This window comes from Micromonospora citrea, assembly GCF_049629545.1.
Taxonomy (GTDB): domain Bacteria; phylum Actinomycetota; class Actinomycetes; order Mycobacteriales; family Micromonosporaceae; genus Micromonospora; species Micromonospora citrea_A.
In genome coordinates this window covers 16,055-38,624 of record NZ_JBNADX010000025.1, presented here as the reverse complement: position 1 = coordinate 38,624, position 22,570 = coordinate 16,055, and the positions used below count along the sequence as shown (strand labels likewise).

Below are 22,570 nucleotides of genomic sequence, written 5' to 3'. Positions count from 1 at the left end.
GGCTCCGGTGGTACGACCTCAGCCGGCGACCGGCTCGGTCTCCTGTGCGCCCGGCGCGGCGTCCGGCTTGACGGAGCGGAGCAGCACGCTCGCCACGTCGACGACCTCGACCTGCTCGCCCGCGCCCTTGCCGTTGACCCCGTCGTTGAGCATCGTCGAGCAGAACGGGCAGCCGACGGCGACCGTCCTGGCCCCGGTGGCCATGGCCTCCTCGACCCGGTCCACGTTGATCCGCTTGCCGATCTTCTCCTCCATCCACATCCGGGCGCCGCCGGCGCCGCAGCAGAAGGAGCGCTCACTGTTGCGCGGCATCTCGGTCAGCTCGCCCTTGATGGCGTCACCGAGCACCTCACGGGGAGCGGCGAAGACCCGGTTGTGCCGGCCCAGGTAGCAGGGGTCGTGGTACGTCACACCGCCGTCGACCGGCTGCACCGGGGTCAGCTTGCCGGTGGCGACCAGGTGGGCCAGGAGCTGGGTGTGGTGGACGACCTCGAACTCGCCGCCGAGCTGCCCGTACTCGTTGCCCAGGGTGTTGAAGCAGTGCGGGCAGGTGGCCACGATCTTGCGCTTGGCCTTCTCCCGGCCCTCGAACGCCTCGTTGAGGGTCTCGACGTTCTGCTGGGCGAGCATCTGGAAGACGAACTCGTTGCCGATCCGGCGGGCCGGGTCGCCGGAGCAGGTCTCGCCCTCGCCGAGGATGGCGAAGGAGACGCCGGCCTCGTTGAGCAGCGTGGCGACCGCCCGGGTGGTCTTCTTGGCCCGGTCCTCGAACGCGCCGGCGCAGCCGACCCAGAACAGGTACTCGAAGTCCTCGACCTCGCCGACCCGCGGCACCTCGAAGTCCAGACCCTTGGTCCAGTCCTCACGGGTGTTCTGCGGGGCGCCCCACGGGTTGCCCTTGTTCTCCAGGTTGCGCAGCATGACGCCGGCCTCGGACGGGAAGCTCGACTCGATCAGCACCTGGTAGCGACGCATGTCGACGATGTGGTCGACGTGCTCGATGTCGACCGGGCACTGCTCGACGCAGGCGCCGCAGGTGGTGCAGGACCAGAGCACGTCCGGGTCGATGACGCCGCCTTCCTCGGCGGTGCCGATCAGCGGCTTGTCGGCCTCGGCGAGGGCCAGCACGTCCATGTGGGCGAGTTGGGCCTCGGTGGCCTTCTCCTCACCGGTCAGGTCCTTGCCGCCCCCGGCCAGCAGGTACGGCGCCTTGGCGTACGCGTGGTCGCGGAGGCTGAGCACGAGCAGCTTCGGCGACAGCGGCTTGCCGGTGTTCCAGGCGGGGCACTGCGACTGGCAGCGGCCGCACTCGGTGCAGGTGCTGAAGTCCAGCAGGCCCTTCCAGGTGAACTGCTCGACCTGGGCGACGCCGAACTGGTCCTTCTCCGGATCGGCCTCCTCGAAGTCGAGGGGCTTGCCGTCGCTCGTCATCGGGCGCAGCGCGCCGAGGCCGGAGCCGGCCGGCTTCTGCGGGTCCCGCTTGAAGAAGATGTTGGGGAACGCCAGGAAGCGGTGCCAGGCGACACCCATGGTGACGTTCAGCGAGATGACGATCAGCCAGGTCATCGAGATGACGATCTTGATGAGCGCGGCGACGCTGACGCCGGCCTCCCAGTCGGGGAGGGCGCTGCCGACCGCGTGGCTGACCGGGGTGGCCCAGAGCGGGTACTCGAAGTGGTCGGTGGCGACCTTGAAGCCCCGGATCAGGAAGCCGAAGATCAGGACGAGCAGGACGACCCACTCGACGAAGTAGCCCTGCCACATGGTCGAGCCGGTGAACCGGGACCTGCCGCTCGGGCGGGTGGGCCGGTTGCGCAGCCGGATCACCATCAGCACCAGGATGCCGACCGCGCCCAGGACCCCGATGATCTCGGTGACCAGGCCGAAGACCACCCAGTGCCCGATCACCGGCAGTCCGCCGGTGGTGCTGACGACCTCGAAGTACGCCTCCAGCACCAGCAGCGACAGCACGACGAACGCGACCATCACGAACCAGTGCGCGGCGCCCACCACGCCCCACTTGAGCATGCGGGTGTGGCCGGCGGTCTCCACCAGCATCTTGGTCGCGCGGGCGCCCTTGTCGCTGAACCGCTCGGGCGCCGGTTGACCCAGCCGGATGACTGCCACCATCTTCATGACCGCGCGCGCCGCAAGCCACACCGCCACGGCGGTGATGGCGGCCGCGAGGATCGTGGTGACGATCTGGACGCTGCCCATCGAGTTGGCCTCCCGGGGTCTGCTGCCTGTCGAGCGGCTCGGCGACCGGGGGCCGGGTCAGGGCGCGACCGGCGTTACGCCGTTGCCGCACCCTCGACCGGACCGGTCGATGACCTCGCTCCGCTCGGTCATGCAGTGCAGCCTACGCGCAAGGTTACCCAGCAGTAACGTGAGTCTTCTCGCACCAGGCCACGCCGCCCTGCGCACACCATAGGGTGCCCGGCGCCGAAGCGCCGGGCAGGGCTGCGCGACAGTGACCTGGATCGTGTCGCGCGCTACCGCCGGGGCGGCCCGCTCAACGCCAGCGGGAGAGCACGATCAGCGAGGCGACCATCGCGCCGAAGCCGACCGCCAGGTTCCAGTAGCCCCAGGAGGCGACCGGGTACTCCTGCTCGGAGAGGTAGTAGACCACCAGCCAGCCGATGCCGGCCACGATCAGCGTTACCGCCGTGACGGGCAGCCACACCGGGCTAGGCTTGCGCGTCGCCGCCGTCGCCGTCGGACGCACGTCCGTCGGCGGGGTGTACACCTTCTTCTTACGGACCTGAGACTTGGGCACGACGCTCTCCAGAGGGGGTGACGACCTCGTCCGGCCTGACAACCGGGCGCGGGGGCGACGGTCCATGGCCAATAATGTCGACAGCTAGCGTAGTCCGGACGGGCCGTCTGATCCACGAATGGGGTCAGACCGGTGCGCGCAGTGACCGAAAAATGGGGAACCGCCCCGGTACGGGCCCGCCGGCCCGCGCCGCGACGGGGCGAACCAGACGAGGCGGAAGGAACGCTCGGTGGAGTACACATCCGGCGCGGCGTCCTGGCAGAAGGCCATGCGACGCGCCGTCGCGGCGCTCCTGCCACGGCGTCCACGGCAGCGTCGACCCGGCTGGTCGATCGGTGTGCCGCTGATCGCCGCCGCGGCCGGACTGCTCTTCACCACCACCGCCACCACCGCCGGCGGCACCGCCCTGCGGGAGGACCGGCGCCCCGAGCTGACCCAGCTCATCGAGGACCGCCGTGAGCGCGTCGAGGTCAGCGAGCTGCGCGCCGCCCGGCTGCGCGCCGAGGTCGAGAGCCAGACCGCCGCGCTGGCCGACACCGACGGCCCGATCTCCGCGGAGCGGGACCGGGCCCAGGCCAGCGAGCTGTCCGCCGGCTTCACCGCCCTCACCGGCCCCGGGGTGACCGTCGAGCTGGACGACGCGGCCCGACGCAGCGACGGGACGTTGCCCAAAGGTGCCACCAACGACGACCTGGTCGTCCACCAGGGGGACGTCCAGGCGGTCGTGAACGCGCTCTGGGCCGGCGGCGCGGAGGCCATGTCAATCATGAACGTCCGCGTGCTCACCACCAGCGCGGTACGCTGCGTGGGTAACACCCTGCTGCTGCACGGCCGGGTGTACTCCCCACCGTTCAAGATCGTAGCAATCGGCGATCCCGCTGCCCTCCAGCAGGCCCTCGCCGGTTCCGAGGGAGTCCGGTTGTTCAAGCAGGCGGTCGAGCACTACCAGCTCGGGTACTCCGAGCGGGTCTCCACCGTCAGCGTGCCCGCCTTCGAGGACTCGACCGCGCTGCGGTCGGCGACGGTACCGCGATGACCTCCGACGGACGGGACCCGCGCCACCGCGACCGGAGCGACGACCCGACCGCCTTCATCCCCAAGGTCGACCGCTCCGCGCCGCAGGCGCCGGCGCGTCCCGGTCCGTGGCCCGACCCGGTCCTGCCGCCGCGCTCGTCGACCAACCGGCCCCCGGGGCACACCGGGCCGCCCGCCGGCCCCGCCAACCGGCCGGTGACCCGGCCGGTCGAGCCCGCCCGTCCCGGCCCGCCCCCGCCCGTCGACGGCCCTCCGCCGGCCCGCCCACCGATCGACGCCCCGACGCTGCCCGCCGCCGGTCCGGCCCGGCCGGCCCCGCCCGTCTGGCCCGGCAGCGGCGACACCCACCGGGTCGGCCCGCCACCGGCCGCGCCGCCCGTCGCCCACCGACCGCCGCCCGCCGAGCCGCAGCGGCCCGCCGGAGTGCCGTCCGGTCCGGCCCGCGCCGCCGGGCCCCAGCCACCGGCAGGGGTACGCCCACCGACTCCCACGGAGGCGCCGACCGCGTTCCTCCCCACCGTCGCCCACCGGGCGCCGGAGCACCCCGCCGCCCCGCCCGACGGGGCCGCCACCACACAGTCCCCCGCCGACGGGCGCACCACCCGGCAGTCGACGCCCGACGGCGGTTCGACCGGACAGCCCCCGGCCGGCACCACCCACCACGGGCCGCCCCCGGCCGACGCCACCCCCGCCGGACACCCACCGGTCGGTGGCCGGCCCGGCGGCGGATACCCGGCCACGGCCGGGCCGGCGCGTCCCGGCGTACCGTCGGCGGAGATCGGTTCGCGCGGGCCGGGACTGCCCGACGCGACCGCCCGCCACGGCGGCCCGGCGGCTGCCGCGACTGCACGGACGCCCGGGACGGAGCGGCCCGCCGACCCGGCGGCCACCGCGCTCATCCCGGCGGTCACCGGCCGGCCGGCGCTGGACTCGACGGCGCTGATGGGCGCGGTCCCCCCGGTCCCCGAGCACGTCCGCGCGGCCGACGAGGCCCCCGCCGCGGAGCCGCCGCAGCCCCGCCGGGGCGAGCGGGTGGTGCAGCTCCGCCCGGAGCAGACCGGCGAGGGCTACAAGAGCGTCTACTCCGAGCTGACCCGACCCTCCATCGCCTCCCGGCTGCGCACCGGCGTCCGGGTCAGCGGCGAGCTCCTGATCACCTTCGGCCTGGTGGTGCTCCTCTTCGCCGGGTACGAGATCTGGGGCAAGTCGGCCATCGTCGACGCCCACCAGGGCGACCTGAGCAGCCAGCTCGCCCAGGAATGGGGGCCGAGCGGCGACCCGACCGTCGCGCCCAGCGCCGGGCCGAGCAGCAGCCCGACCGCCAAGGCGAAGCCGCCCGTGCAGGGCAGGCCGATCGCCGGGCTCTACATCCCCAAGCTCGACAAGAACTGGATCGTGGTGGAGGGCGTCAGCCAGAAGGACATCCGGTACGCCCCGGGCCACTACCCGAAGAGCGCCATGCCCGGCCAGGTCGGCAACTTCTCCATCGCCGGGCACCGCAACCGGGCCACCTTCTGGCGGCTGGACGAGCTGAACGACGGCGACGAGATCGTGGCCGAGACCAAGGACACCTGGTACGTCTACAAGGTCGTCAAGAACCACATCGTCCGGCCGGACCAGGTCGAGGTGGTGTCGCCGCAGCCGCTCCCGCTCAAGGCCGGCGAGAAGGGCAAAAAGCTGCTCACCCTCACCACCTGCAACCCGAAGTTCGACAACTACCAGCGGCTGATCGTCCACGCCGAACTAATGGAGACCATGCCCAAGTCCCAGGGCCGCCCCGGGGCGCTGGGAGGCTGACGGTGTACGCCTGGATCTGGCGCAAGCTGCCCTTCGGCCTGGCCGGCAAGCTCACCGGCTCGGTGCTGATCGCCGCCGCCGCGGTCGCCCTGCTCTGGTACGTGGTCTTCCCCTGGGCGGAGCCCCTGGTCACCCCCTTCGACGACGTACAGGTCACCCAGAACGACCAGGGCGTGCCCGGTGACGACGGCGGCGCTCCCGGCCCGGCCGGGAACGAGCCCGCCGGCGACGAGCACGACCTGCCGTACGACACCGAACAGAACAACACCCCGCCCCCCTCTCCGGACGAGTGAGCCCCATGCGTGTCCTGGTCATCGACAACTACGACTCGTTCGTGTTCAACCTCGTGCAGTACCTCGGCCAGCTCGGCGTCGACTGCGAGGTGCGCCGCAACGACGAGATCGACGTCGCCGAGGTCGGCCGGTTCGGCGCGGCGGGCGTTCTGCTCTCGCCCGGACCGGGCAGTCCGGACCGCGCCGGCATCTGCCTCGACGTGATCCGGCAGTACGCCGGTGAGCTGCCCATCTTCGGTGTCTGCCTCGGTCACCAGGCCATCGGGGAGGCGTTCGGCGCCACCGTGGCCCGCGCCCCCGAACTGCTGCACGGCAAGACCTCCGAGGTGCGCCACCACGACGTCGGGGTGCTGGCCGGCCTGCCCGACCCGTTCACCGCGACCCGCTACCACTCGCTCGCCGTGCTCCCCGAGACGCTGCCGGAGGAGCTGGAGGTCACCGGCTGGACCGCGTCCGGCGTGGTGATGGCGATGCGGCACCGGACGCTGCCGATCGAGGGCGTCCAGTTCCACCCGGAGTCGGTGCTCACCGAGGGCGGCCACCTGATGCTGGCGAACTGGCTGGCCGCCTGCGGCCACACCGAGGCGCTGGAGCGGGCACCGGAGCTGGCGGCCGAGGTGGACGCGCGGCGGCGGGCCGCCTTCGCCGACGCCTGACACACCCGACGACAGAGGCCCGGTCCAGACGGACCGGGCCTCTTCTCGTCGATGCCGGAGCCGGCTCAGTCCTCGGTGAGGCGGGCCGGGGGCTCGGTGGGGAACGGCAGGCCGCCGCCACCGCCCGGCGTCGTCGGGGTGGCGGTGGGCGTCGCGGTCGGCGACGTGCTCGGCTCCTGGGAGGGCTCCGGGACGCTCACCACGATGGTGACCGTGCTGTTCCGGGTCCGCTTCGAGTCCCCCTTCGGATCCTGGCTGATCACCTTGCCGGCCTCAGCGGCAGGCACCTCCCGACCCAGGTCGACGTTCACCTTGAAGCCGGCGTTGGTGAGCTGCCGGGTGGCTTCTTCCTGGCTGAGGCCGACCACGTCCGGCACCTCCCGGACGTTGCCCTTCGAGACGGTCAACGTCACCTCGGTGCCCTCCGGCACCGCCTGTCCCTCGGCGGGCGACACGTCGAGGACGATCCCGGCGCTCTCGTCGCTGTCCTTCTCCACGATCTTGGGGTCGAGCTTGAGATCCTCGAGCCGGGCCTCGGCGCTCTCCACCCGACTGCCCTTGAGCCCGCTGGGGATCTTCACCTCCGGCTTGCCGCCACAGATGTTGACGGTCACTTGCCGGTTCTGTTCGAGGGTGCTGCCCGGCTCCGGGCTCTGTTTGGCGACGGTGCCCTTCTTGCAGTTGCTGTCGAAGACCTGGTCGCCCGCCACCGGCACCAGGCCGGCCTTCTGGATCTCCGCGAACGCGGCGGCCTGGTCCTGGCCCGCGAGGTTCGGGACCTGGACCTTCTCCGGGTCGTCCGGCTGCAACAGCAGCGCCGCCACCAGGGCGATCACCGCGAGCACACCGAGCGCCGCGAACGCGGCGATCACCCAGGACGAGCTCTTGCGCCGCTGCGGGTCACCGACCCGGGCGGGAATCTGCCGGGTGGCGGGCGCGCCGACCACCTGGGTCGGGTACCCGGCCCCGGCCGCGGCCGGCCCCATCTGCGCCGTCTCGTCCTGCGGCATCACCGGGGTGGCCAGCACCGGCCGACCGGCGGCCGCACGGAGCAGATCGGCGCGCATCTCGCCGGCGCTCTGGTAACGGTTCAGCGGGTTCTTGGACAGCGCCTTGAGCACGATCGCGTCGATCGCCGGGGTGGCGTCCGGGTTGATGTCGCTCGGCGTCGGCGGGGCCTCCCGGACGTGCTGGTAGGCGACGCTGACCGGGCTGTCGCCGACGAACGGCGGGTGCCCGCAGATCAGTTCGAAGAGCACGCAGCCGCCGGCGTACACGTCGGAGCGGGCGTCCACGGCCTCACCGCGTGCCTGCTCCGGGGAGAGGTACTGTGCGGTGCCGATGACCGCGCTGGTCTGGGTCATCGTGGTGGCGCCGCTGGCCAGCGCCCGGGCGATGCCGAAGTCCATCACCTTGACCTGACCGGTCTGGGTGAGCATCACGTTGCCGGGCTTGATGTCCCGGTGGATGATCCCGTGCCGGTGGCTGAACTCCAACGCCGCGCACATGTCGGCGCAGATCTCCAGCGCGCGGCGCGGCTGGAGCCGCCCCTCGACGCCGAGGACCTCCTTCAGCGTCCGCCCGTTCACGAACTCCATCACGATGAACGGGAGCGTCTCGCCGGTCGGCGCGGTCTCCTCGCCCGTGTCGTAGACGGCCACGATCGCCGGGTGGTTCAACGATGCGGCGTTCTGCGCCTCGCGGCGGAACCGCATCTGGAAGGTGGCGTCCCGGGCCAGGTCGGCGCGGAGCATCTTGATCGCGACGTCCCGGCCCAGCCGGAGGTCACGTCCGCGGTGCACCTCCGCCATGCCGCCGTAGCCGAGCAGCTCGCCGACCTGGTACCTGCCACCGAGCAGGCGGGCCTGGGCTGTCATCGCGTTCGTCGTCCTTCGCTCGTCGTCGTCTCGCCGCCACCCGGTCGGAGCCACTCCGTCCGACGGTACGACGTCCGGGCCGGATCGTCGCGTCCGTCGGCGCTCAGCGCGCCGGCCGTCACGTTCGGCGGAACGGGCGCACCGAAGTCGCCGTTCCGCGCCTTGTAGGAAATCACGCCGGAGCAGACCAGAACCAGTACGGCCAGCAGGATGGCGACCGTCACCGTGCCTGACCTGGAACGACGTGCCGGAACGGAGGTCGGGACCGGCTGCCGGGCGTACCCGACGGGACGGTCGGAGCGGGTGGGGGCCGGCGGCACCGGCGCGGCACCCCGGGGACCCATCGGCGGCCGGGCCTGCGGCACGGCCGGGACGGGTGGCCGCTGCGCCACCACGGGCGGCTGCGGCTGACGTGCGGTGACCGGCGGGCGGGCCAGACCGGCCGCCGGCGGGCGGGACTGCTGGGGCGGCGGATGCTGCCGGGACGTGGCCGGGACCTGGGCCCGGGCCATCGGGGCGGCCGGCGAGGCCGGCGCGGCGGAGACCTGCGCCCGCGCGACCGGGCCGGCGGGCGAGGCCGGCGCCGCCGACACCGGGCCGGCGTGCCCACCGGATCGTGCCTGCTGGGAGAGCGCGGCCTTCGTCTGCCGGGCGACCGAGGCCAGCGCGGCGGCGCTCGGCCAGCGGTGGTTCGGGTCCTTCGCCAGCGCCCGCTCGACGATCACCTTCACCTGCGGCGGGATGTCGCCGGGCAGCGGCCGGGGCGTCTCCCGGACGTGCTTCATGGCGATCTCCAGGGGGTTGTCCCCCTCGAACGGGCGGCGGCCGGCGAGGCACTGGTACGCGACCACGCCCAGGGCGTACACGTCGGAGGCGGGCGTGGCGACCGCCCCGCTGGCCTGCTCCGGGGAGATGTACGAGGCGGTGCCGAGCACCGAGCCGGCGGCGGTGAGCTGGCCGACGAGGTCGGAGCGGGCGATGCCGAAGTCGGTCAGCACCAGCGTCCCGTTCGGCCGGACGAGGAGGTTGCCCGGCTTGACGTCCCGGTGCACGATGCCCTTCTCGTGGGCGGCGTGCAGCGCGTCGGCGGCCTGCGCGACGAGCGCCATGGTCCGAGCCGGGGTGAGCCGGCCGACCCGGCTCAGGGTCGACGAGAGGGCGTCGCCCTCGACGTACTCCATCACCAGGAAGGCGATGTGCTGGTCGCTGCCGAAGTCGTAGACGTCGACCACGCCGGGGTGGTTGATGGTGGCCATGGTCCGCGCCTCACCGCGGAACCGCTCGGCGAAGCCGGGCTCGTCCAGCAGCGCCGGGAGCAGGCTCTTCACCGCCACCGTACGGCCGAGCACCTGATCGGTGCCGCGCCAGACGTCGCCCATGCCACCGCTGGCGATCCGCTCGTCGAGGCGGTAGCGGTTGCCGAGCTGGACGCCGGGAGAGAGCATGTCAGCGGCTCCCGGAGTCGGCGGCGGCCGCCTGCATGATCCGGCCACCGATCCGGGCCGCCTCGGCGCTGCCGCCGCTGCCCGCCTCCTCCAGCACCACGCAGACGGCGGAGACCGGCTTGCCGTTCTTGTCGAGGGCGAAGCCGATGAACCAGCCGTGGTCGGGGGTGTCCGGGCCGGACTGCGCGGTGCCGGTCTTGCCGCCGACGGTGTAGCCGCTGAACTGGGCGTTACGGCCGGTGCCGTTGCGCACCACGCTGACCATCATCTCCCGTAGGTCGCCGGCCACCCGCTCGTCGACCGGCCGGCGCAGCTCCCGCGGGTCGGCGTTGTAGTAGCTGGTGGTGCGGTCCGGGCCGAGCAGCTGCTTGACCAAATACGGCCGCATCTGCTTGCCGTCGTTGGCGACCGCCCCGGCGATCATCGCACCCTGCAGCGGAGTCATCTTGACGTCGCGCTGCCCGATCGAGGACTGGGCCAGTGCCGCCGGGTCGGTCGCGCCGCCCGGGGCCTCCATCGCGCCGGTCCGGCTGGGGGCCACGATCAGCCCGCCCTCGCCGAGCTGGCCGACGGTGAGGTCGTCCTGCTCGAAGCCGAACTGGCGGGCCTTCTCCTTCACCGTGTCCGCGCCGAGCTTCACCCCGAGCTGGGCGAAGCCGGTGTTGCACGACTCGGTGACCGCGTTCATCAGGGTGACCTGCGCCTCGGGGCAGATCGACGGGGCCGCGTTGCGGATCGGCGTGCCGGAGGTCGGCGGGGTCCAGCTCGCACCGGCGGGGATCTGGGTCTCCTTGCCGACCCCGTTCTCCAGGGCCGCCGCCGCCACCACGATCTTGAAGGTGGAGCCGGGCGGCAGGACCTCCGACAGCGCCCGGTTCTTCAGCGGGCCGTCCGGGCTCCGCTCCAGCTCGTTGTACGCCGCCTGAGCCTTGGGCGTGTCGTGGCTGGCCAGCGGGTTCGGGTCGAAGCTGGGCATCGAGACGAGCGCCTGCACCGCCCCGGTACGCGGGTCGATGGCGATCGCCGCGCCCTTCTTCACCCCGTTGTCGTTGTTGCGCAGCTGCTCGTACGCGGTGTCCTGGGCGCGCTTGGAGATGGTGAGCAGCACGTTGCCGCCGCCCGACTCGTCACCGGTGAACATGTCCTTGACCCGGTTGGCGAAGAGCGCGTCGCTGGTGCCGGCCAGGAAGTCGTTCTCGACCCGCTCGATGCCGGTGTCGGCGAGGTTGACCGGCTTGTAGCCGAGCACGTGCGCGTACTTCGCCCCGCCGGGGTAGGTGCGCAGGTAGGTCAGCTTGCCGCTGGTCTCCTTGCTGGTGGCGAAGGCGGTGCCGCCGGCCTCGATGTTGCCGCGCTTGCGCTTGTACTCGGCCACCTGGACCCGGCCGTTGTAGTCGCTGTTGCGGTATTCGTCCGCCTTGTGGAACTGGATCCAGTTCAGGTTGGCGAAGAGCAGGCCGAACAGGACCATGACGACGACGCCGACGCGGCGCAGGGGTGCGTTCACGGGCGGATCACCTCCGTGGGGGCACCGTGCAGCTGCTCGGGCGGGCTGCCGGCGGGCCGGGCCGCCGAGCCGCCGCCCTGCGTGACCGGCCGGCGGGCCGCGTCGGAGACCCGCAGCAGCACCGCGACGAGCAGCCAGTTGGCCATCAGCGACGAGCCACCGGCGGAGAGGAACGGGGTGGTCTGGCCGGTCAGCGGGATGAGCTTGCTGATCCCGCCGATGATCACGAAGACCTGGAGCCCGAGGGTGAAGGCCAGGCCACCGGCGAGCAGCTTGCCGAACGAGTCGCGGACAGCGAGCCCGGCCCGCAGCCCCCGCTCGACGATGAGCAGGTAGACCACGAGCAGGGCGGTGAGTCCGAACAGGCCGATCTCCTCGCCGATGCCGGCGAAGATGAAGTCGTTCTGCACCTCCGGGATCTCCAGCGGCTCACCGGCGCCCGGCCCGGTCCCGAAGAGGCCGCCGCTGCCGAGGCCGAGCAGCCCCTGCACCAGTTGGTAACCCCGGTCGTACGGCTCGGCGAACGGGTCCAGCCAGATTTCCGCGCGGGTGTAGAAGTTCGCGAACGGCCCACCGATCGTCCCGCCGAGCACGTACGCGAGGTACGCGCCGCCGAAGAAGAGCACCAGACCGATCAGCAGCCAACTGACCCGCTCGGTGGCGATGTAGAGCGTCACCACGAACATGCCGAAGTAGAGCAGCGAGGTGCCCAGGTCCTTCTCGAAGACCAGGACCAGGAGGCTGATCAGCCAGACCACGACCACCGGGCCGAGGTCACGGCCGCGCGGGAAGTCGATGCCGAGGATCCGGCGGCTGGCCAGCGAGAGCACCTCGCGCTTGCGGACCAGGTAGTAGGCGAAGAAGACCAGCAGGGCCAGCTTGGCGAACTCACCGGGCTGGATGCTGAAGCCGCCGACCCGGATCCAGAGCTTCGCGCCGTTGATCTCGGAGAACCGCCCGGGCAGCACCGCCGGGATCATCACCAGCACGATGCCGGCCAGCCCCAGGGTGTAGGCGTACCGGGAGACCGAGCGGTGGTCACGCATCAGGGCGAGCAGCCCGGCGGCGAGCACCACCGAGGCGAGCGTCCAGGCGAGCTGGCGGCCCCCGGTGCCGGCGAAGATGGCCAGCGTCTCCCGGTCCGCCGGGGCGGCCTTGCCCAGGTCGAGCCGGCGCAGGAAGCCCACCCCGAGGCCGTTGAGCAGCGCCACCGCCGGCAGCAACGCCGGGTCGGCGAAGGGCGCCAGCCAGCGGATCACCAGGTGCATGCCGACGAAGACGAGAGTCAGCACGGCGGCCGGCATCCAGAAGTCCCGGGTGACCGTGTCGAGCATGTTCGCCTCGACGATCGCCCCGTACGCCGCCACCAGCACCATCGCCAGCAGCAGCAGGGAGAGTTCGGCGTTACGCCGGGACCGCGCCAGGCGCACGCCGGGCTGCTCGCCCGTCGTGGCGGGCGAGGCTGCCGGTGCGGCGGCTGCGGTCACGGATCGGTCCTCGGACTCTCAGCCGGCGTTCACTCGGGCGACCGGCAGCCCGCCGGGTCCACGACCGGCGGGACCGCGTCGGAGGCCGAGGCGTCGGGCGTGGTGGTGGGCGCCGGGGCGGCGGTGACGAGCGGGGCGCGGGTGCCCGCCGGGGTGGCTGCCACCGTCGGGCTGCCGGTCGGCGCGACCGGGGAGGCGGTGGCCGCCGCCACTGTCGGACTCGGCGGGCAGATCGGCTTCAGGTTGGGGTTGGTCGGGTCGTCGCTGGTCAGCTCGGACAGCCGACGCAGCGCGTCCGACTCGCTCTTGGCCTGGATGCCCTGCTTGACCTGCTCCTGCGCGGCGAGGGTGAGGTCGTCGAGCTTGGCCGGGCTGGTGGAGTGCACCTGGGAGAGGTCGAGGCCGGCGACCTGGCCGGGGACCCCGCGGAAGACCGCGAGCTGCCCCTGTTCGGTCGCCCCGACGTAGTACTGCCGCTGGGTGTAGCTCCACCCGGCGAAGAGGCCACCACCGAGGATGACCAGCAGCGCCACCAGCATCGCCACGGTACGCAGCGGCCGGCGACGGGGCCGCTCCAGCTCGTCGTCCCGGTTGGCGGCCGGGTCCTCCTCGGGCGCCGCCGGGCGCGGGGCCGAGAGCGCCGAGGCCCGGGCCGCCGGGGTGGAGACGTCGGCGGAGGTGGCCATGCCGCGATCGCGGGAGGCGGCGCCGCCGACGATCGGGCTGGCCTCGACGATGTCCTGGTCGGTCGCGTCCGCGATGATCACGGTGATGTTGTCCGGCCCGCCGCCGCGGAGCGCGAGCTGCACCAGGCGCTCGACGCACTGCTGCGGATCGGTGTACTCGCGCAGGGTGTCGGCGATGGTGTCCGCGCTGACCACGCCGGAGAGGCCGTCGGAGCAGATCAGGTACCGGTCGCCGGGGAGCACCTGCCGGACGCTGTACTCCGGGTCGATGTCCCGGCCGTCGAGGGCGCGGGTGAGCAGCGAACGCTGGGGGTGGCTGCTCGCCTCCTCCGCGCTGATCCGTCCCTCGTCGACGAGCATCTGGACGTAGGTGTCGTCCTTGGTGATCTGCGCGAACTCGCCGCTGCGCAGGAGGTAGGCCCGTGAGTCACCGATGTGGACCATGCCGAGCTTGCTGCCCGAGAAGAGGGTCGCGGTGAGCGTGGTGCCCATCCCCTCCAGCTGCGGGTTGGCGTCCACGGTGTCGCGGAGCTGCTGGTTGGCGGTGCCCACGGCGGAGCGCAGCGCGTCGACGAGAGCGTCCCCGGGGACGTCCTCGTCGAGCGGTGCCATGGCACCGATGACGATGTTGCTGGCGACGTCACCGGCGGCCATGCCGCCCATGCCGTCGGCGACGGCGAGGAGCCGCGGCCCGGCGTAGACGGAATCCTGGTTTCCGTCACGGATCAGACCGCGGTCGCTGTGGGCCGCATAGCGCAGGGTCAGAGTCATGGCCGTAATTCGAGGGAAGTGCGGCCGATACGGATCGGCACGCCGAGGGGGACGGGGGTCGGTCCGGTGACCTTAGCGCGATCCAGGTACGTGCCGTTAGTCGAACCGAGGTCCTCGACGAACCACTGCCCGTCGCGTGGCACGAGCCGGGCGTGCCGCGCCGAGGCGTAGTCGTCGGTGATCACGAGGGTGGAGTCCTCGGCCCGACCGATGGTGATCTGCGCTTCGCCGAGGGTGATCCGGGTGCCGGCGAGCTGGCCGGCGGTGACCACCAGCTGGTGCGCGGCCCTGCCCCGCTTCACCTTCGCCGGCTTCCCCGGCTGCTGGGTCGAGGCGCCGACCCCGCGTGGCGCGGCGACCAGCCGGCCCGACCGGGCTCCTGCGAAGAGGTCACGGCGGATCACGCCGACCACCGTGAACACGAAGATCCACAGCAGGATGAGGAACCCGAACCGGGCGACGGTGATCACGAGCTCCGGCAAGGCGGGTCAGCCGTCCACGCGGAAGGTCAGGGTGGTGGTGCCGAGCTGGATCATGTCGCCGGGGTTGAGGGCGACCGCGGAGACGCGTTGGCCGTTGACCATCGTGCCGTTGGTCGACCCGAGGTCGGTCAGCACGACCTGACCGCCGTCGAAGTCCAGCCGGGCGTGTCGCCGGGAGATGCCGACGTCGGGCAGGCGCAGGTTGGCCTGGTCGCCGCGGCCGATCACGGTCGAGCCCATCTGGAGCGGGTAGGTGCGGCCGTCGCCGGAGACCAGCCGGACGTTGCGCCCACCGCCGTGCCCCGGCGGCGGGCCGTAGCCGCCACCCTGGTCGTACGCCGGGTAGGCCGGCGGGCCGGCGTCGTAGCCGCCGGGCGCGGAGACCGGGGCGACCTCGCCACCGGTGTAGACCTCGGCGGTGACCCGGAACATGCCGGTGTCCAGCCCCTCGCCGCGCTCGATCTCGACGATCACGTCGCCGTAGACCGTCCAGGCCTGCTCGCCGATGAACTCCGCCTGCGACTGGGCCAGCTCCTGGGCCAGCGCGGCAGCGTACGGCGCCAGCCGACTGTGGTCGTACGGCGAGAGATCGATCACGTAGCGGTTGGGCACCAACGTACGGCCACCGGCCAGGATGGCCTTGTGCGCCTCGGCCTCCCGCTGCATGGCGTTGAGGATCTCCACGGGGTGGACCACCCCTTTGAAGACCTTGGCGAAGGCCCCCTCGACCAGGCCTTCCAGACGCTTCTCGAAGCGTTGCAGCACGCTCACCGGCTCCTCCTCGGGTCCCGAGGACATGATGGTATCCGGCCGGGGCGCATGCAGCTCGCGCGCCGCTCGGCGGCCTCGTGGCGGCCCGTTCTCCGGGGGCGCTCCGGGCGTGCTAATGTTTCGTCCGCCGCGAACGGTGACCGCTGAACGGAGCGTAGCCGAACGGGGCATGACGGAGGACACCTCGGTCGTCCCGGGCCGCTGGCGACAGCGACCGCCGACACAGGCTAGAGTGTTCGAGGTCGAAGCCACGGGGATGTGGCGGAATGGCAGACGCGCACGGTTCAGGTCCGTGTGTCCGAAAGGACGTGGGGGTTCAACTCCCCCCATCCCCACCAGACGACGAGGGCTCCGCGATCGCGGAGCCCTCGCTTCGTATCCGGAGCGGGCCGGACGGATCGGGGCGTGCCGGACGTCACGCTATGCTCCGATGGTTTCCAGCCTCCTATTGACCAGGAGTGGCGTGTGAGTGTCGCGTTGGTGACCGGGTCGGGCGGTCTGATCGGCTCCGAGGCGGTCCGGCACTTCGCCGGTCTCGGCCTGGACGTGGTCGGCATCGACAACGACATGCGGCAGGAGTTCTTCGGCGCCGAGGCGTCGACCGCGTGGAACGTCCGGCGGCTGACCGACGAGCTGGGGTCGGCGTACTCGCACCACAGCATCGACATCCGCGACCGGGACACGCTGGCGAAGCTCTTCACCCGGTACGGCCGGGACATCGCCGTGGTGATCCACACCGCCGCGCAGCCCTCGCACGACTGGGCGGTCCGTGACCCGTTCACCGACTTCGACGTCAACGCCGGCGGCACCCTCAACGTCCTGCAGAACGTGCGGGAGCACTGCATCGAGGCGCCGGTGATCCACTGCTCGACCAACAAGGTCTACGGCGACCGGCCCAACAGCCTCCCCTACGTGGAGCTGGAGACCCGCTGGGAGATCGAGCCGGGCCACCCGTACGAGCAGGGCATCCGGGAGGACATGTCGATCGACTCGTCCCTGCACTCGATCTTCGGCGCCTCCAAGGTCGCCGCGGACGTGATGGTGCAGGAGTACGGCCGCTACTTCGACATGCGCACCGCCTGCTTCCGGGGCGGCACGCTGACCGGCCCGGCGCACTCCGCCACCGAGCTGCACGGCTTCCTCGGGTACGTGATGCGCGCCAACATGGAGCGCCGGACGTACAAGATCTACGGCTGGCAGGGCAAGCAGGTCCGGGACGCGATCCACAGCTCGGACGTGGTCTCGGCCTTCGAGGCGTTCTTCCGCAACCCGCGCTCGGCGGCGGTCTACAACCTGGGCGGCGGCCGGCACTCCAACACCTCCATGCGGGAGGCGATCACCCTGGCCGAGCAGATCAGCGGCCAGGAGATGATCTCCGAGTACGTCGAGGCGAACCGGGTCGGCGACCACAAGTGGTGGATCGGCTCGAACGAGGCGTTCCAGGCCGACTACCCGGACTGGAAGCAGGTCTACGACGTACCGATGATCATGCGGGAGATCCACGACGCCAACGTCGACAAGTGGGTGCCGGGAGCATGACCGCCACGGGCAAGCGCAACGTCCTCGGCGTCCTGGTCGACGCCACCGACTACGCCTCGGCGACCGAGCAGGTGGTGGCCGCGGCCCGGGAGCGGCGCCCGCTGGCGCTGACCGCGCTGGCCGTGCACGGCGTGATGACCGGGGTGCTCGACCCGGCGCACAACGCCCGGCTCAACTCCTTCGACGTGGTCACCCCGGACGGGCAGCCGGTCCGCTGGGCGCTCAACCTGCTGCACCACGCCGGCCTGTCGGACCGGGTCTACGGCCCGACGCTCACCCTGCACGTGCTGCGCCGCTTCGCCGACGAGGGGCTGCCGGTCTACCTCTACGGCTCGACCGAGGAGACCCTGGCGAAGCTGATCCCGGCGTTGGAGCGGATGTTCCCCGCCCTCAAGATCGCCGGCGTGGAGCCGTCCAAGTTCCGTGAGGTCCGGCCGGGCGAGGACGTCGAGATCGCCGACCGGATCAGGGCCAGCGGCGCGCGGCTCGTGCTGGTCGGGCTCGGCTGCCCCCGCCAGGAGGTCTTCGCGTACGCCATGCGGCCGCTGCTGGACATGCCGCTGATGGCGGTCGGCGCGGCCTTCGACTACCACGCCGGCCTGCTCAGGCAGCCGCCGCCGTGGATGCAGCGGGCCGGGCTGGAGTGGTTCTGGCGGCTCGGCCTGGAGCCGAAGCGGCTCTGGCGCCGGTACGTCATCCTCAACCCCGCCTACCTGGCCCGGCTCACCGGCCAGAAGACCGGCCTCTGGAAGGCCCGGCCGCCGGCGCCGGCCACCGAGCGCCCGCCGACCTTCGCCGTCTGACCCGACGCGCACGAGGCCCTTCCCACCACACCGGTGGGAAGGGCCTCGGCCGTCACGCGGGCCTCAGAGGGTCAGCGTCCAGGTGTTGATGTAGCCGGTGTCGCCGGCGTAGACGTCGCGCACCTGGAGTCGCCAGGTGCCGTTCGCCGCCTCACCCGACAGGTTGACGGTGTAGGTGGTGTTGATGTTGTCGGTGCCGTCCCAGAAGCTGCTGTTCTTCAGCCGGTACGCCGAGCCGTCCGGGGCGACCAGGTCGACCACCAGGTCACCGCGGTAGGTGTGCACGATGTTCACCGCGACCTTAGAGCTCGACGAGGCGTTCCGGTTGCAGTCCACGATCGAGATCGAGCTGCTCACCGTGGCGCCGTCCTGGATCGCCACGTCGGTGCCGTTGGTGCCGGAGCAGCCGCCGCCACCGCCACCGGTGACGGTCAGCGAGTACGTCGCGGTCTTCGAGCCGGAGGCCGCGGTGCCCGTGACGGTCACCGCGTACGTGCCGGACGGCGTGCTCGCCGAGGTGGCGATGGTCAGCGTCGACGAGCCACCCGAGGTGACCGTGGCCGGGTTGAACGAGGCGGTCGCCCCGGCCGGCAGCCCGCTGGCGGAGAGGCTCACCGACTGGGCGGAGCCGTTGGTGGTGGCGGTCGCCACGGTGGCGGTGACGGAGCCGCCCGGCGCGGTGGAGCCGGAGGTCGGCGACACCGACACGGAGAAGTCGTTGGTGGGGGGCGGGGTGCTGCCGTTCACCACGTACAGCAGCTTGTTCGGCGAGCCGGTGCCGGGGTTGCCGACCACGTTGCTGGTGGCGTTGTTGACCAGGTAGTCGCGGACCTGCTGCGCGGTCCAGGACGGGTTCGCCGAGGCGACCAGGGCCGCCGCGCCGACCACGTGCGGGGTCGCCATCGAGGTGCCGCTGATGGTGTTGGTCGCGGTGTCGCTGTTGTACCAGGCCGAGGTGATCGACGAGCCCGGGGCGAAGATGTCCAGGCAGGTGCCGATGTTGGAGAACGACGACCGGGCGTCGGTGTTGGTCGTCGAGCCGACCGTGATGCCCTCGGCGGTGCGGGCGGGCGAGGTGTTGCAGGCGTTGCCGCCGGAGTCGTTCCCGGCCGCCAGACCGTAGGTGACGCCCGAGTTGATGGAGTTGCGCACGGCGGTGTCGAGCGTGCTGTTGGCGCCGCCACCGAGGCTCATGTTCGCCACGGCCGGCTTGACGGCGTTCTGGGTCACCCAGTCGACGCCGCCGATGACCCCGGCGTTCGTGCCGCTGCCCTGGCAGTTCAGCACCCGGACGCCGACGAGCCGGACGCCCTTGGCCACCCCGTACGCGGTGCCGCCGACGGTGCCGGCGACGTGCGTGCCGTGACCGTTGCAGTCGTCGGCGGAGCCGCCGTCGACCGCGTCGTAGCCGGAGACGGCCCGCCCACCGAAGTCGCTGTGGCTGAACCGGATACCGGTGTCGATGATGTACGCGTGCACGTTGCTCGCCGTGTTCGGGTACGTGTAGGAGTTGTCCAGCGGCAGGCTTCGCTGGTCGATCCGGTCCAGGCCCCAGGACGGCGGGTTGGTCTGGGTGCCGGCGATCGAGACGGTGTGGTTCTGCTCCACGTACGCCACGGCGGGGTCGGCGGCGATGCGGGCGGCGGCCCGCGCGTCGACCCGGGCCTCGAAGCCGCGCAGCGCGGCGCCGTACGTGCGGGCGACCGAGCCGCCGTGCCGGCCGACCAGCCGCTGGGCGTCGTCACCGACGCGGGCGCGGGCTACGGCGCTGTCCTTGAAGACGACGATGTAGCTGTTCGTCACGGCGGTGGGGCCGCCTGCGGCGCGGATCGTTCCGACAGGTTCGGCCGCCATCGCCGGCGTGGCGGTCGCGACCATGGCCAGCGTGGCCAGTCCGACGAGTAGGGACCTGCGTGCAAGTGCCATCCTCTACCTCCCTCGACCAGGTGGCCGGCGTCCGCCCACCCACGACGGGCAGATCGACGGCCACCGATCGATCAAGAGTAGGACCTGGATAACGCCCCGATAAACATGCCGAGTTACCCATAACACCGGAGGGATGGCCCCCTACGGGTGCGATGGGGGACGGACAGGGGACGACCCTGGATTCGTCACCGTCGAAATTGGGCAAGGCTGTCCGACATGGAGAGCGAACTCGCCGCCCTGGTGCCGATCGCCGTGCTCTGGTCGGCCGCCGGGATCGTGGCGGACGGACTGCCCCGGCTGGACCGCGCCCGTGCGCTGCGCCGGCGTACCGGATGGTTGCTCGCCCTCACCCTGACCGGCCTCGGCCTGACGGCGACGGCGCTGGCCGCCGGCCTGACCAGCGCCGGAGACACGCCGCTCGACCGGACGGCGGCCGGCCTGACGCTGGCGGCCGCCCCCGCGCTCGTCGTGGCGGTCTGCACGGTACGCCGGACGCGCCGGCTCCGGGCCGGCACGCGCGCGTTCGCCACCGCGCCCGGGACCCCCGCGCCGCACGGCCTGCGGGCCGCCGCGGCGCACCCGCTGATCGGCCTGCCGGTGCAGGTGACCGCCCTGGCCACGCTGCCGCCTGCGCTCTCCGCCACCGGGCTCGATCTCGCCGCCGGCGCCGGCCCGGCCGTCACGGTCGGCGGGCTCGTGGTCGTCGCGATCGGGGTGCGCCACGCGCTCCGGCACAGCCGGCTCGCCGAGCGGGCGCTGCCGGCGGCACCGGCCCCCGCCGCGTCGGCGGTGTCAGCGCGAGCGACCGGCCCCCTGCACGTATAGCAGTTCGAGGATCGCCCGGGTCGCCTCGAACCACCGGTCCAGCCAGCCCGGGGGCGGCACGCTCCCCCTCGGCGGCAGCTCCAGCAGCAGGCCGCGCAGCAGCGGATGGTCGACCAGCGAGTCGGCCGGCCCGACCGGCCAGCCGGCGGGCGGGAACGACGGCTCGGTGAGCGGGTTCGGGTCGAGCGAGGGCAACGACAGCGGGGTGGCGTGCTCCTGGGCGGCCGTGCCGGAGTCCCGCCCGCCGATCTCGGTGTCGGTGGACACGACCTCCGTCAAGACGGTGTCCCGGCGGGCACCCCGGTACTTGCCCCCGAACCGTTCCGCCTTGCCCGGGCCGTTCGTGAGGTTGTCTGAACCGATCGTCGTCATCCGTCTCGCCTGCCTCGCTCGGTCGTCGATCCGTGCGGCGGGTCGTCTACCAGCGCCGTACCGAGGGTTCAACGAGACGGGGCGGATGTGGCGACGGGCCGGCCGGGAGATCCCGACCGACCCGTCGTCAACGCCACGCTGCGTTGCTCAGTGCTGCATGAACGCGCCACCCCGCGCGCCGGCGACGAAGGCGTGCCAGTCGCCCGGAGCGAAGATCAGGGCCGGGCCTGCCTTGTCCTTCGAGTCCCGGACCCCGACCGCCCCCGTCACGTACGCCACCTCGACGCAGTTGTCGCAGTTCGGCCCGCTCTTCGAGCTCTTGAACCACGTCGCCCGCGTCAGGTCCACGGGGTACTCCTTGGTCGCCATTTCCACAGCGGCTCCTCTACCAGTTTCGCGATGTGAGCTATGGATTCCTCCGGGCGAATGGCCGCTGCTCGAATGTGATCGAAGATGAAGCTGTACTTCTGCAGTTCGTCGCTCTTCTCCAGGAAGAGCCCACCCGTGGCGTTCTCCGCGTACACGACATCGGGATCACTCGGTTCGGGAAAGCTGAGAATGGTGAACGTGCCGTCCATGCCGGCGTGCGCGCCCACCTCGAAAGGCAGGACCTGCAACGTCACGTTCGGCAGTTCGGCCACCTCCACCAACCGTTTGAGCTGGCCACGCATCACGTCGTCGCCACCCACCGGCCGGCTCAGCACCGCCTCGTCGAGCACCACCCACAGATCGACCGGATCGTCCTGGGTCAACAACGACTGACGCCCCAGACGGACACGCACCCGTTGTTGCACCTGGTCGACGGTGAAGTCCGGACGGGCTGCCCGGATCATGGCACTGGCGTACTCCTCGGTCTCCAGCAGTCCCGGCACCACCTGCTGCTCGTACGCCCTTATCGAACTGGCCGCCGCCTCCAGTCCGACGTACGCCCCGACCAGAACCGTGCTGTACGGGTGCCACCACCCCTTCTGCCGGGCCTCCCGCGCGATCTGCACCAGCTCGTCGCTCTCGGTGCCCACCACGCCGTAGATCCGCAGCATGTCCCGGACGTCGCGCGGGGTGGCCGAGGTGTGGCCGGTCTCGATCCGGGAGATCTTCGAGGCGGAGCACTCCAACTGCTCGGCGACCACCTCGATGGTGATCCCGGCGGCCTCCCGCTGGCGGCGAAGTTCCGCCCCCAGCCGGCGACGCCGGATGGTGGGGCTGCGCCGCTCGCTCACCGCGTCACCCCGCGGATCGCTGGACGGCGACGGCCTTGCCTCGCGCTCACCCGGTTACCTCCGGTCGCTCGCGCCTGCGTCCACACCCGCCGAGGGCGCGACCGGATGGCGGGCGATCGTTCGCGGCAGGGGTGGTGCCGGTCGTCGACCGGCCGCGACGGGCGAAACCGGCGTCCAGTGTGCCGCCCCGGGGTCGGCGTCATCAAGCGCCTCGTTCACGTGTCGCACTCACGTATCGGCAAAACTCGACGTGCAACTTGCATGTCGCACGACGCTGATGCAGTCTGTCCGTATGGCTCGGA

Annotated in this window: 20 protein-coding genes and 1 tRNA gene; 8 read left to right on the top strand and 13 right to left on the bottom strand. The window is 72.0% G+C overall.

Translation table 11 applies throughout. The annotated features are described in order from the left end of the window. Positions 1-18: 18 nt before the first annotated feature. On the bottom strand, positions 19-2,217 hold the full coding sequence (locus ACPFP2_RS23540) for a heterodisulfide reductase-related iron-sulfur binding cluster (RefSeq protein ID WP_424091467.1): 2,199 nt from the start codon (positions 2,215-2,217) through the stop codon (positions 19-21). A gap of 295 nt (positions 2,218-2,512) precedes the next feature. After that, a complete protein-coding gene (locus ACPFP2_RS23535) occupies positions 2,513-2,776 on the bottom strand; it encodes a cell division protein CrgA (RefSeq protein WP_088976769.1) in 264 nt (87 codons plus the stop codon). 229 nt (positions 2,777-3,005) lie between these two features. Here ACPFP2_RS23535 and ACPFP2_RS23530 point away from each other — a divergent pair, with 229 nt between their 5' ends. Genes ACPFP2_RS23530 through ACPFP2_RS23515 form a run of 4 tightly spaced genes read left to right on the top strand, consistent with a single transcriptional unit; the run spans position 3,006 to position 6,557 of the window. Next, the gene (locus ACPFP2_RS23530; RefSeq protein WP_424091465.1) at positions 3,006-3,812 is read left to right on the top strand and encodes a DUF881 domain-containing protein; all 807 of its coding nucleotides are present in this window, start codon (positions 3,006-3,008) and stop codon (positions 3,810-3,812) included. Continuing rightward, the gene (locus tag ACPFP2_RS23525) at positions 3,809-5,608 is read left to right on the top strand and encodes a class E sortase (protein ID WP_424091463.1); all 1,800 of its coding nucleotides are present in this window, start codon (positions 3,809-3,811) and stop codon (positions 5,606-5,608) included. Before ACPFP2_RS23530 ends, ACPFP2_RS23525 begins: the two co-directional genes overlap by 4 nt. 2 nt (positions 5,609-5,610) lie before the next feature. Continuing rightward, the gene (locus ACPFP2_RS23520; RefSeq protein WP_424091461.1) at positions 5,611-5,901 is read left to right on the top strand and encodes a hypothetical protein; all 291 of its coding nucleotides are present in this window, start codon (positions 5,611-5,613) and stop codon (positions 5,899-5,901) included. 5 nt (positions 5,902-5,906) lie between these two features. Beyond that, positions 5,907-6,557, top strand: coding sequence for an aminodeoxychorismate/anthranilate synthase component II (locus ACPFP2_RS23515; RefSeq protein WP_424091460.1), 651 nt, complete (start codon positions 5,907-5,909; stop codon positions 6,555-6,557). Between the two features lie 65 nt (positions 6,558-6,622). Here the strand turns inward: ACPFP2_RS23515 and pknB are convergent, their stop codons facing one another. The 7 genes from pknB to ACPFP2_RS23480 all read right to left on the bottom strand — a co-directional run bounded on the left by pknB (position 6,623) and on the right by ACPFP2_RS23480 (position 15,610). Continuing rightward, complete coding sequence (pknB, locus tag ACPFP2_RS23510; protein ID WP_424091459.1) at positions 6,623-8,434, bottom strand: Stk1 family PASTA domain-containing Ser/Thr kinase; 1,812 nt, start codon at positions 8,432-8,434, stop codon at positions 6,623-6,625. Continuing rightward, positions 8,431-9,879, bottom strand: coding sequence for a protein kinase domain-containing protein (locus ACPFP2_RS23505; protein WP_424091457.1), 1,449 nt, complete (start codon positions 9,877-9,879; stop codon positions 8,431-8,433). The genes pknB and ACPFP2_RS23505 overlap by 4 nt, the downstream gene beginning before the upstream one ends. 1 nt (position 9,880) lies before the next feature. Beyond that, a complete protein-coding gene (locus ACPFP2_RS23500) occupies positions 9,881-11,386 on the bottom strand; it encodes a peptidoglycan D,D-transpeptidase FtsI family protein (RefSeq protein WP_424091455.1) in 1,506 nt (501 codons plus the stop codon). Next, positions 11,383-12,816: an FtsW/RodA/SpoVE family cell cycle protein gene (locus ACPFP2_RS23495; protein ID WP_424091558.1), complete on the bottom strand. Its 1,434-nt coding sequence runs from the start codon at positions 12,814-12,816 to the stop codon at positions 11,383-11,385. The genes ACPFP2_RS23500 and ACPFP2_RS23495 overlap by 4 nt, the downstream gene beginning before the upstream one ends. Positions 12,817-12,902: 86 nt before the next feature. Beyond that, on the bottom strand, positions 12,903-14,330 hold the full coding sequence (locus tag ACPFP2_RS23490) for a protein phosphatase 2C domain-containing protein (RefSeq protein WP_424091453.1): 1,428 nt from the start codon (positions 14,328-14,330) through the stop codon (positions 12,903-12,905). Beyond that, complete coding sequence (locus ACPFP2_RS23485) at positions 14,327-14,812, bottom strand: FHA domain-containing protein FhaB/FipA (protein WP_363870858.1); 486 nt, start codon at positions 14,810-14,812, stop codon at positions 14,327-14,329. Before ACPFP2_RS23485 ends, ACPFP2_RS23490 begins: the two co-directional genes overlap by 4 nt. Positions 14,813-14,818: 6 nt before the next feature. Continuing rightward, positions 14,819-15,610, bottom strand: a complete 792-nt coding sequence (locus tag ACPFP2_RS23480; RefSeq protein WP_088976758.1) for an FhaA domain-containing protein — start codon at positions 15,608-15,610, stop codon at positions 14,819-14,821. Between the two features lie 225 nt (positions 15,611-15,835). Between ACPFP2_RS23480 and ACPFP2_RS23475 the strand changes: the two genes are divergently transcribed. The 3 genes from ACPFP2_RS23475 to ACPFP2_RS23465 all read left to right on the top strand — a co-directional run bounded on the left by ACPFP2_RS23475 (position 15,836) and on the right by ACPFP2_RS23465 (position 17,925). Beyond that, a tRNA-Leu gene (locus tag ACPFP2_RS23475) sits at positions 15,836-15,921 on the top strand. 127 nt (positions 15,922-16,048) lie between these two features. Next, positions 16,049-17,122 carry an NAD-dependent epimerase/dehydratase family protein gene (locus tag ACPFP2_RS23470; RefSeq protein WP_424091451.1) on the top strand — a complete coding sequence of 358 codons (1,074 nt, stop codon included), beginning with the start codon at positions 16,049-16,051 and terminating at the stop codon, positions 17,120-17,122. Then, on the top strand, positions 17,119-17,925 hold the full coding sequence (locus tag ACPFP2_RS23465; RefSeq protein WP_424091449.1) for a WecB/TagA/CpsF family glycosyltransferase: 807 nt from the start codon (positions 17,119-17,121) through the stop codon (positions 17,923-17,925). The genes ACPFP2_RS23470 and ACPFP2_RS23465 overlap by 4 nt, the downstream gene beginning before the upstream one ends. 63 nt (positions 17,926-17,988) lie before the next feature. Here the strand turns inward: ACPFP2_RS23465 and ACPFP2_RS23460 are convergent, their stop codons facing one another. Then, positions 17,989-19,851: a S8 family peptidase gene (locus tag ACPFP2_RS23460; protein ID WP_424091447.1), complete on the bottom strand. Its 1,863-nt coding sequence runs from the start codon at positions 19,849-19,851 to the stop codon at positions 17,989-17,991. A 216-nt stretch (positions 19,852-20,067) separates the two neighbouring features. Here ACPFP2_RS23460 and ACPFP2_RS23455 point away from each other — a divergent pair, with 216 nt between their 5' ends. Beyond that, on the top strand, positions 20,068-20,676 hold the full coding sequence (locus ACPFP2_RS23455; protein WP_424091445.1) for a hypothetical protein: 609 nt from the start codon (positions 20,068-20,070) through the stop codon (positions 20,674-20,676). On the opposite strand, the gene ACPFP2_RS23450 is transcribed toward ACPFP2_RS23455, so the two are convergent. The 3 genes from ACPFP2_RS23450 to ACPFP2_RS23440 form a co-directional block, all read right to left on the bottom strand. Next, positions 20,644-21,048, bottom strand: a complete 405-nt coding sequence (locus tag ACPFP2_RS23450; protein WP_424091443.1) for a hypothetical protein — start codon at positions 21,046-21,048, stop codon at positions 20,644-20,646. The genes ACPFP2_RS23455 and ACPFP2_RS23450 overlap by 33 nt on opposite strands. A gap of 147 nt (positions 21,049-21,195) precedes the next feature. After that, positions 21,196-21,417, bottom strand: coding sequence for a DUF397 domain-containing protein (locus ACPFP2_RS23445; protein ID WP_424091441.1), 222 nt, complete (start codon positions 21,415-21,417; stop codon positions 21,196-21,198). Further along, positions 21,387-22,268 carry a helix-turn-helix domain-containing protein gene (locus ACPFP2_RS23440; RefSeq protein WP_424091439.1) on the bottom strand — a complete coding sequence of 294 codons (882 nt, stop codon included), beginning with the start codon at positions 22,266-22,268 and terminating at the stop codon, positions 21,387-21,389. The genes ACPFP2_RS23445 and ACPFP2_RS23440 overlap by 31 nt, the downstream gene beginning before the upstream one ends. Between the last annotated feature and the right edge of the window lie 302 nt (positions 22,269-22,570).

Excerpts from the sequence above, each read along its gene's own strand:
- pknB (WP_424091459.1), bottom strand. The coding sequence starts at position 8,434 with ATGACAGCCCAGGCCCGCCTGCTCGGTGGCAGGTACCAGGTCGGCGAG.
- ACPFP2_RS23455 (WP_424091445.1), top strand. The coding sequence starts at position 20,068 with ATGGAGAGCGAACTCGCCGCCCTGGTGCCGATCGCCGTGCTCTGGTCG.
- ACPFP2_RS23515 (WP_424091460.1), top strand. The coding sequence starts at position 5,907 with ATGCGTGTCCTGGTCATCGACAACTACGACTCGTTCGTGTTCAACCTC.
- ACPFP2_RS23490 (WP_424091453.1), bottom strand. The coding sequence starts at position 14,330 with ATGACTCTGACCCTGCGCTATGCGGCCCACAGCGACCGCGGTCTGATC.
- ACPFP2_RS23540 (WP_424091467.1), bottom strand. The coding sequence starts at position 2,217 with ATGGGCAGCGTCCAGATCGTCACCACGATCCTCGCGGCCGCCATCACC.
- ACPFP2_RS23445 (WP_424091441.1), bottom strand. The coding sequence starts at position 21,417 with ATGGCGACCAAGGAGTACCCCGTGGACCTGACGCGGGCGACGTGGTTC.
- ACPFP2_RS23450 (WP_424091443.1), bottom strand. The coding sequence starts at position 21,048 with ATGACGACGATCGGTTCAGACAACCTCACGAACGGCCCGGGCAAGGCG.
- ACPFP2_RS23460 (WP_424091447.1), bottom strand. The coding sequence starts at position 19,851 with ATGGCACTTGCACGCAGGTCCCTACTCGTCGGACTGGCCACGCTGGCC.
- ACPFP2_RS23480 (WP_088976758.1), bottom strand. The coding sequence starts at position 15,610 with ATGTCCTCGGGACCCGAGGAGGAGCCGGTGAGCGTGCTGCAACGCTTC.
- ACPFP2_RS23465 (WP_424091449.1), top strand. The coding sequence starts at position 17,119 with ATGACCGCCACGGGCAAGCGCAACGTCCTCGGCGTCCTGGTCGACGCC.
- ACPFP2_RS23525 (WP_424091463.1), top strand. The coding sequence starts at position 3,809 with ATGACCTCCGACGGACGGGACCCGCGCCACCGCGACCGGAGCGACGAC.
- ACPFP2_RS23505 (WP_424091457.1), bottom strand. The coding sequence starts at position 9,879 with ATGCTCTCTCCCGGCGTCCAGCTCGGCAACCGCTACCGCCTCGACGAG.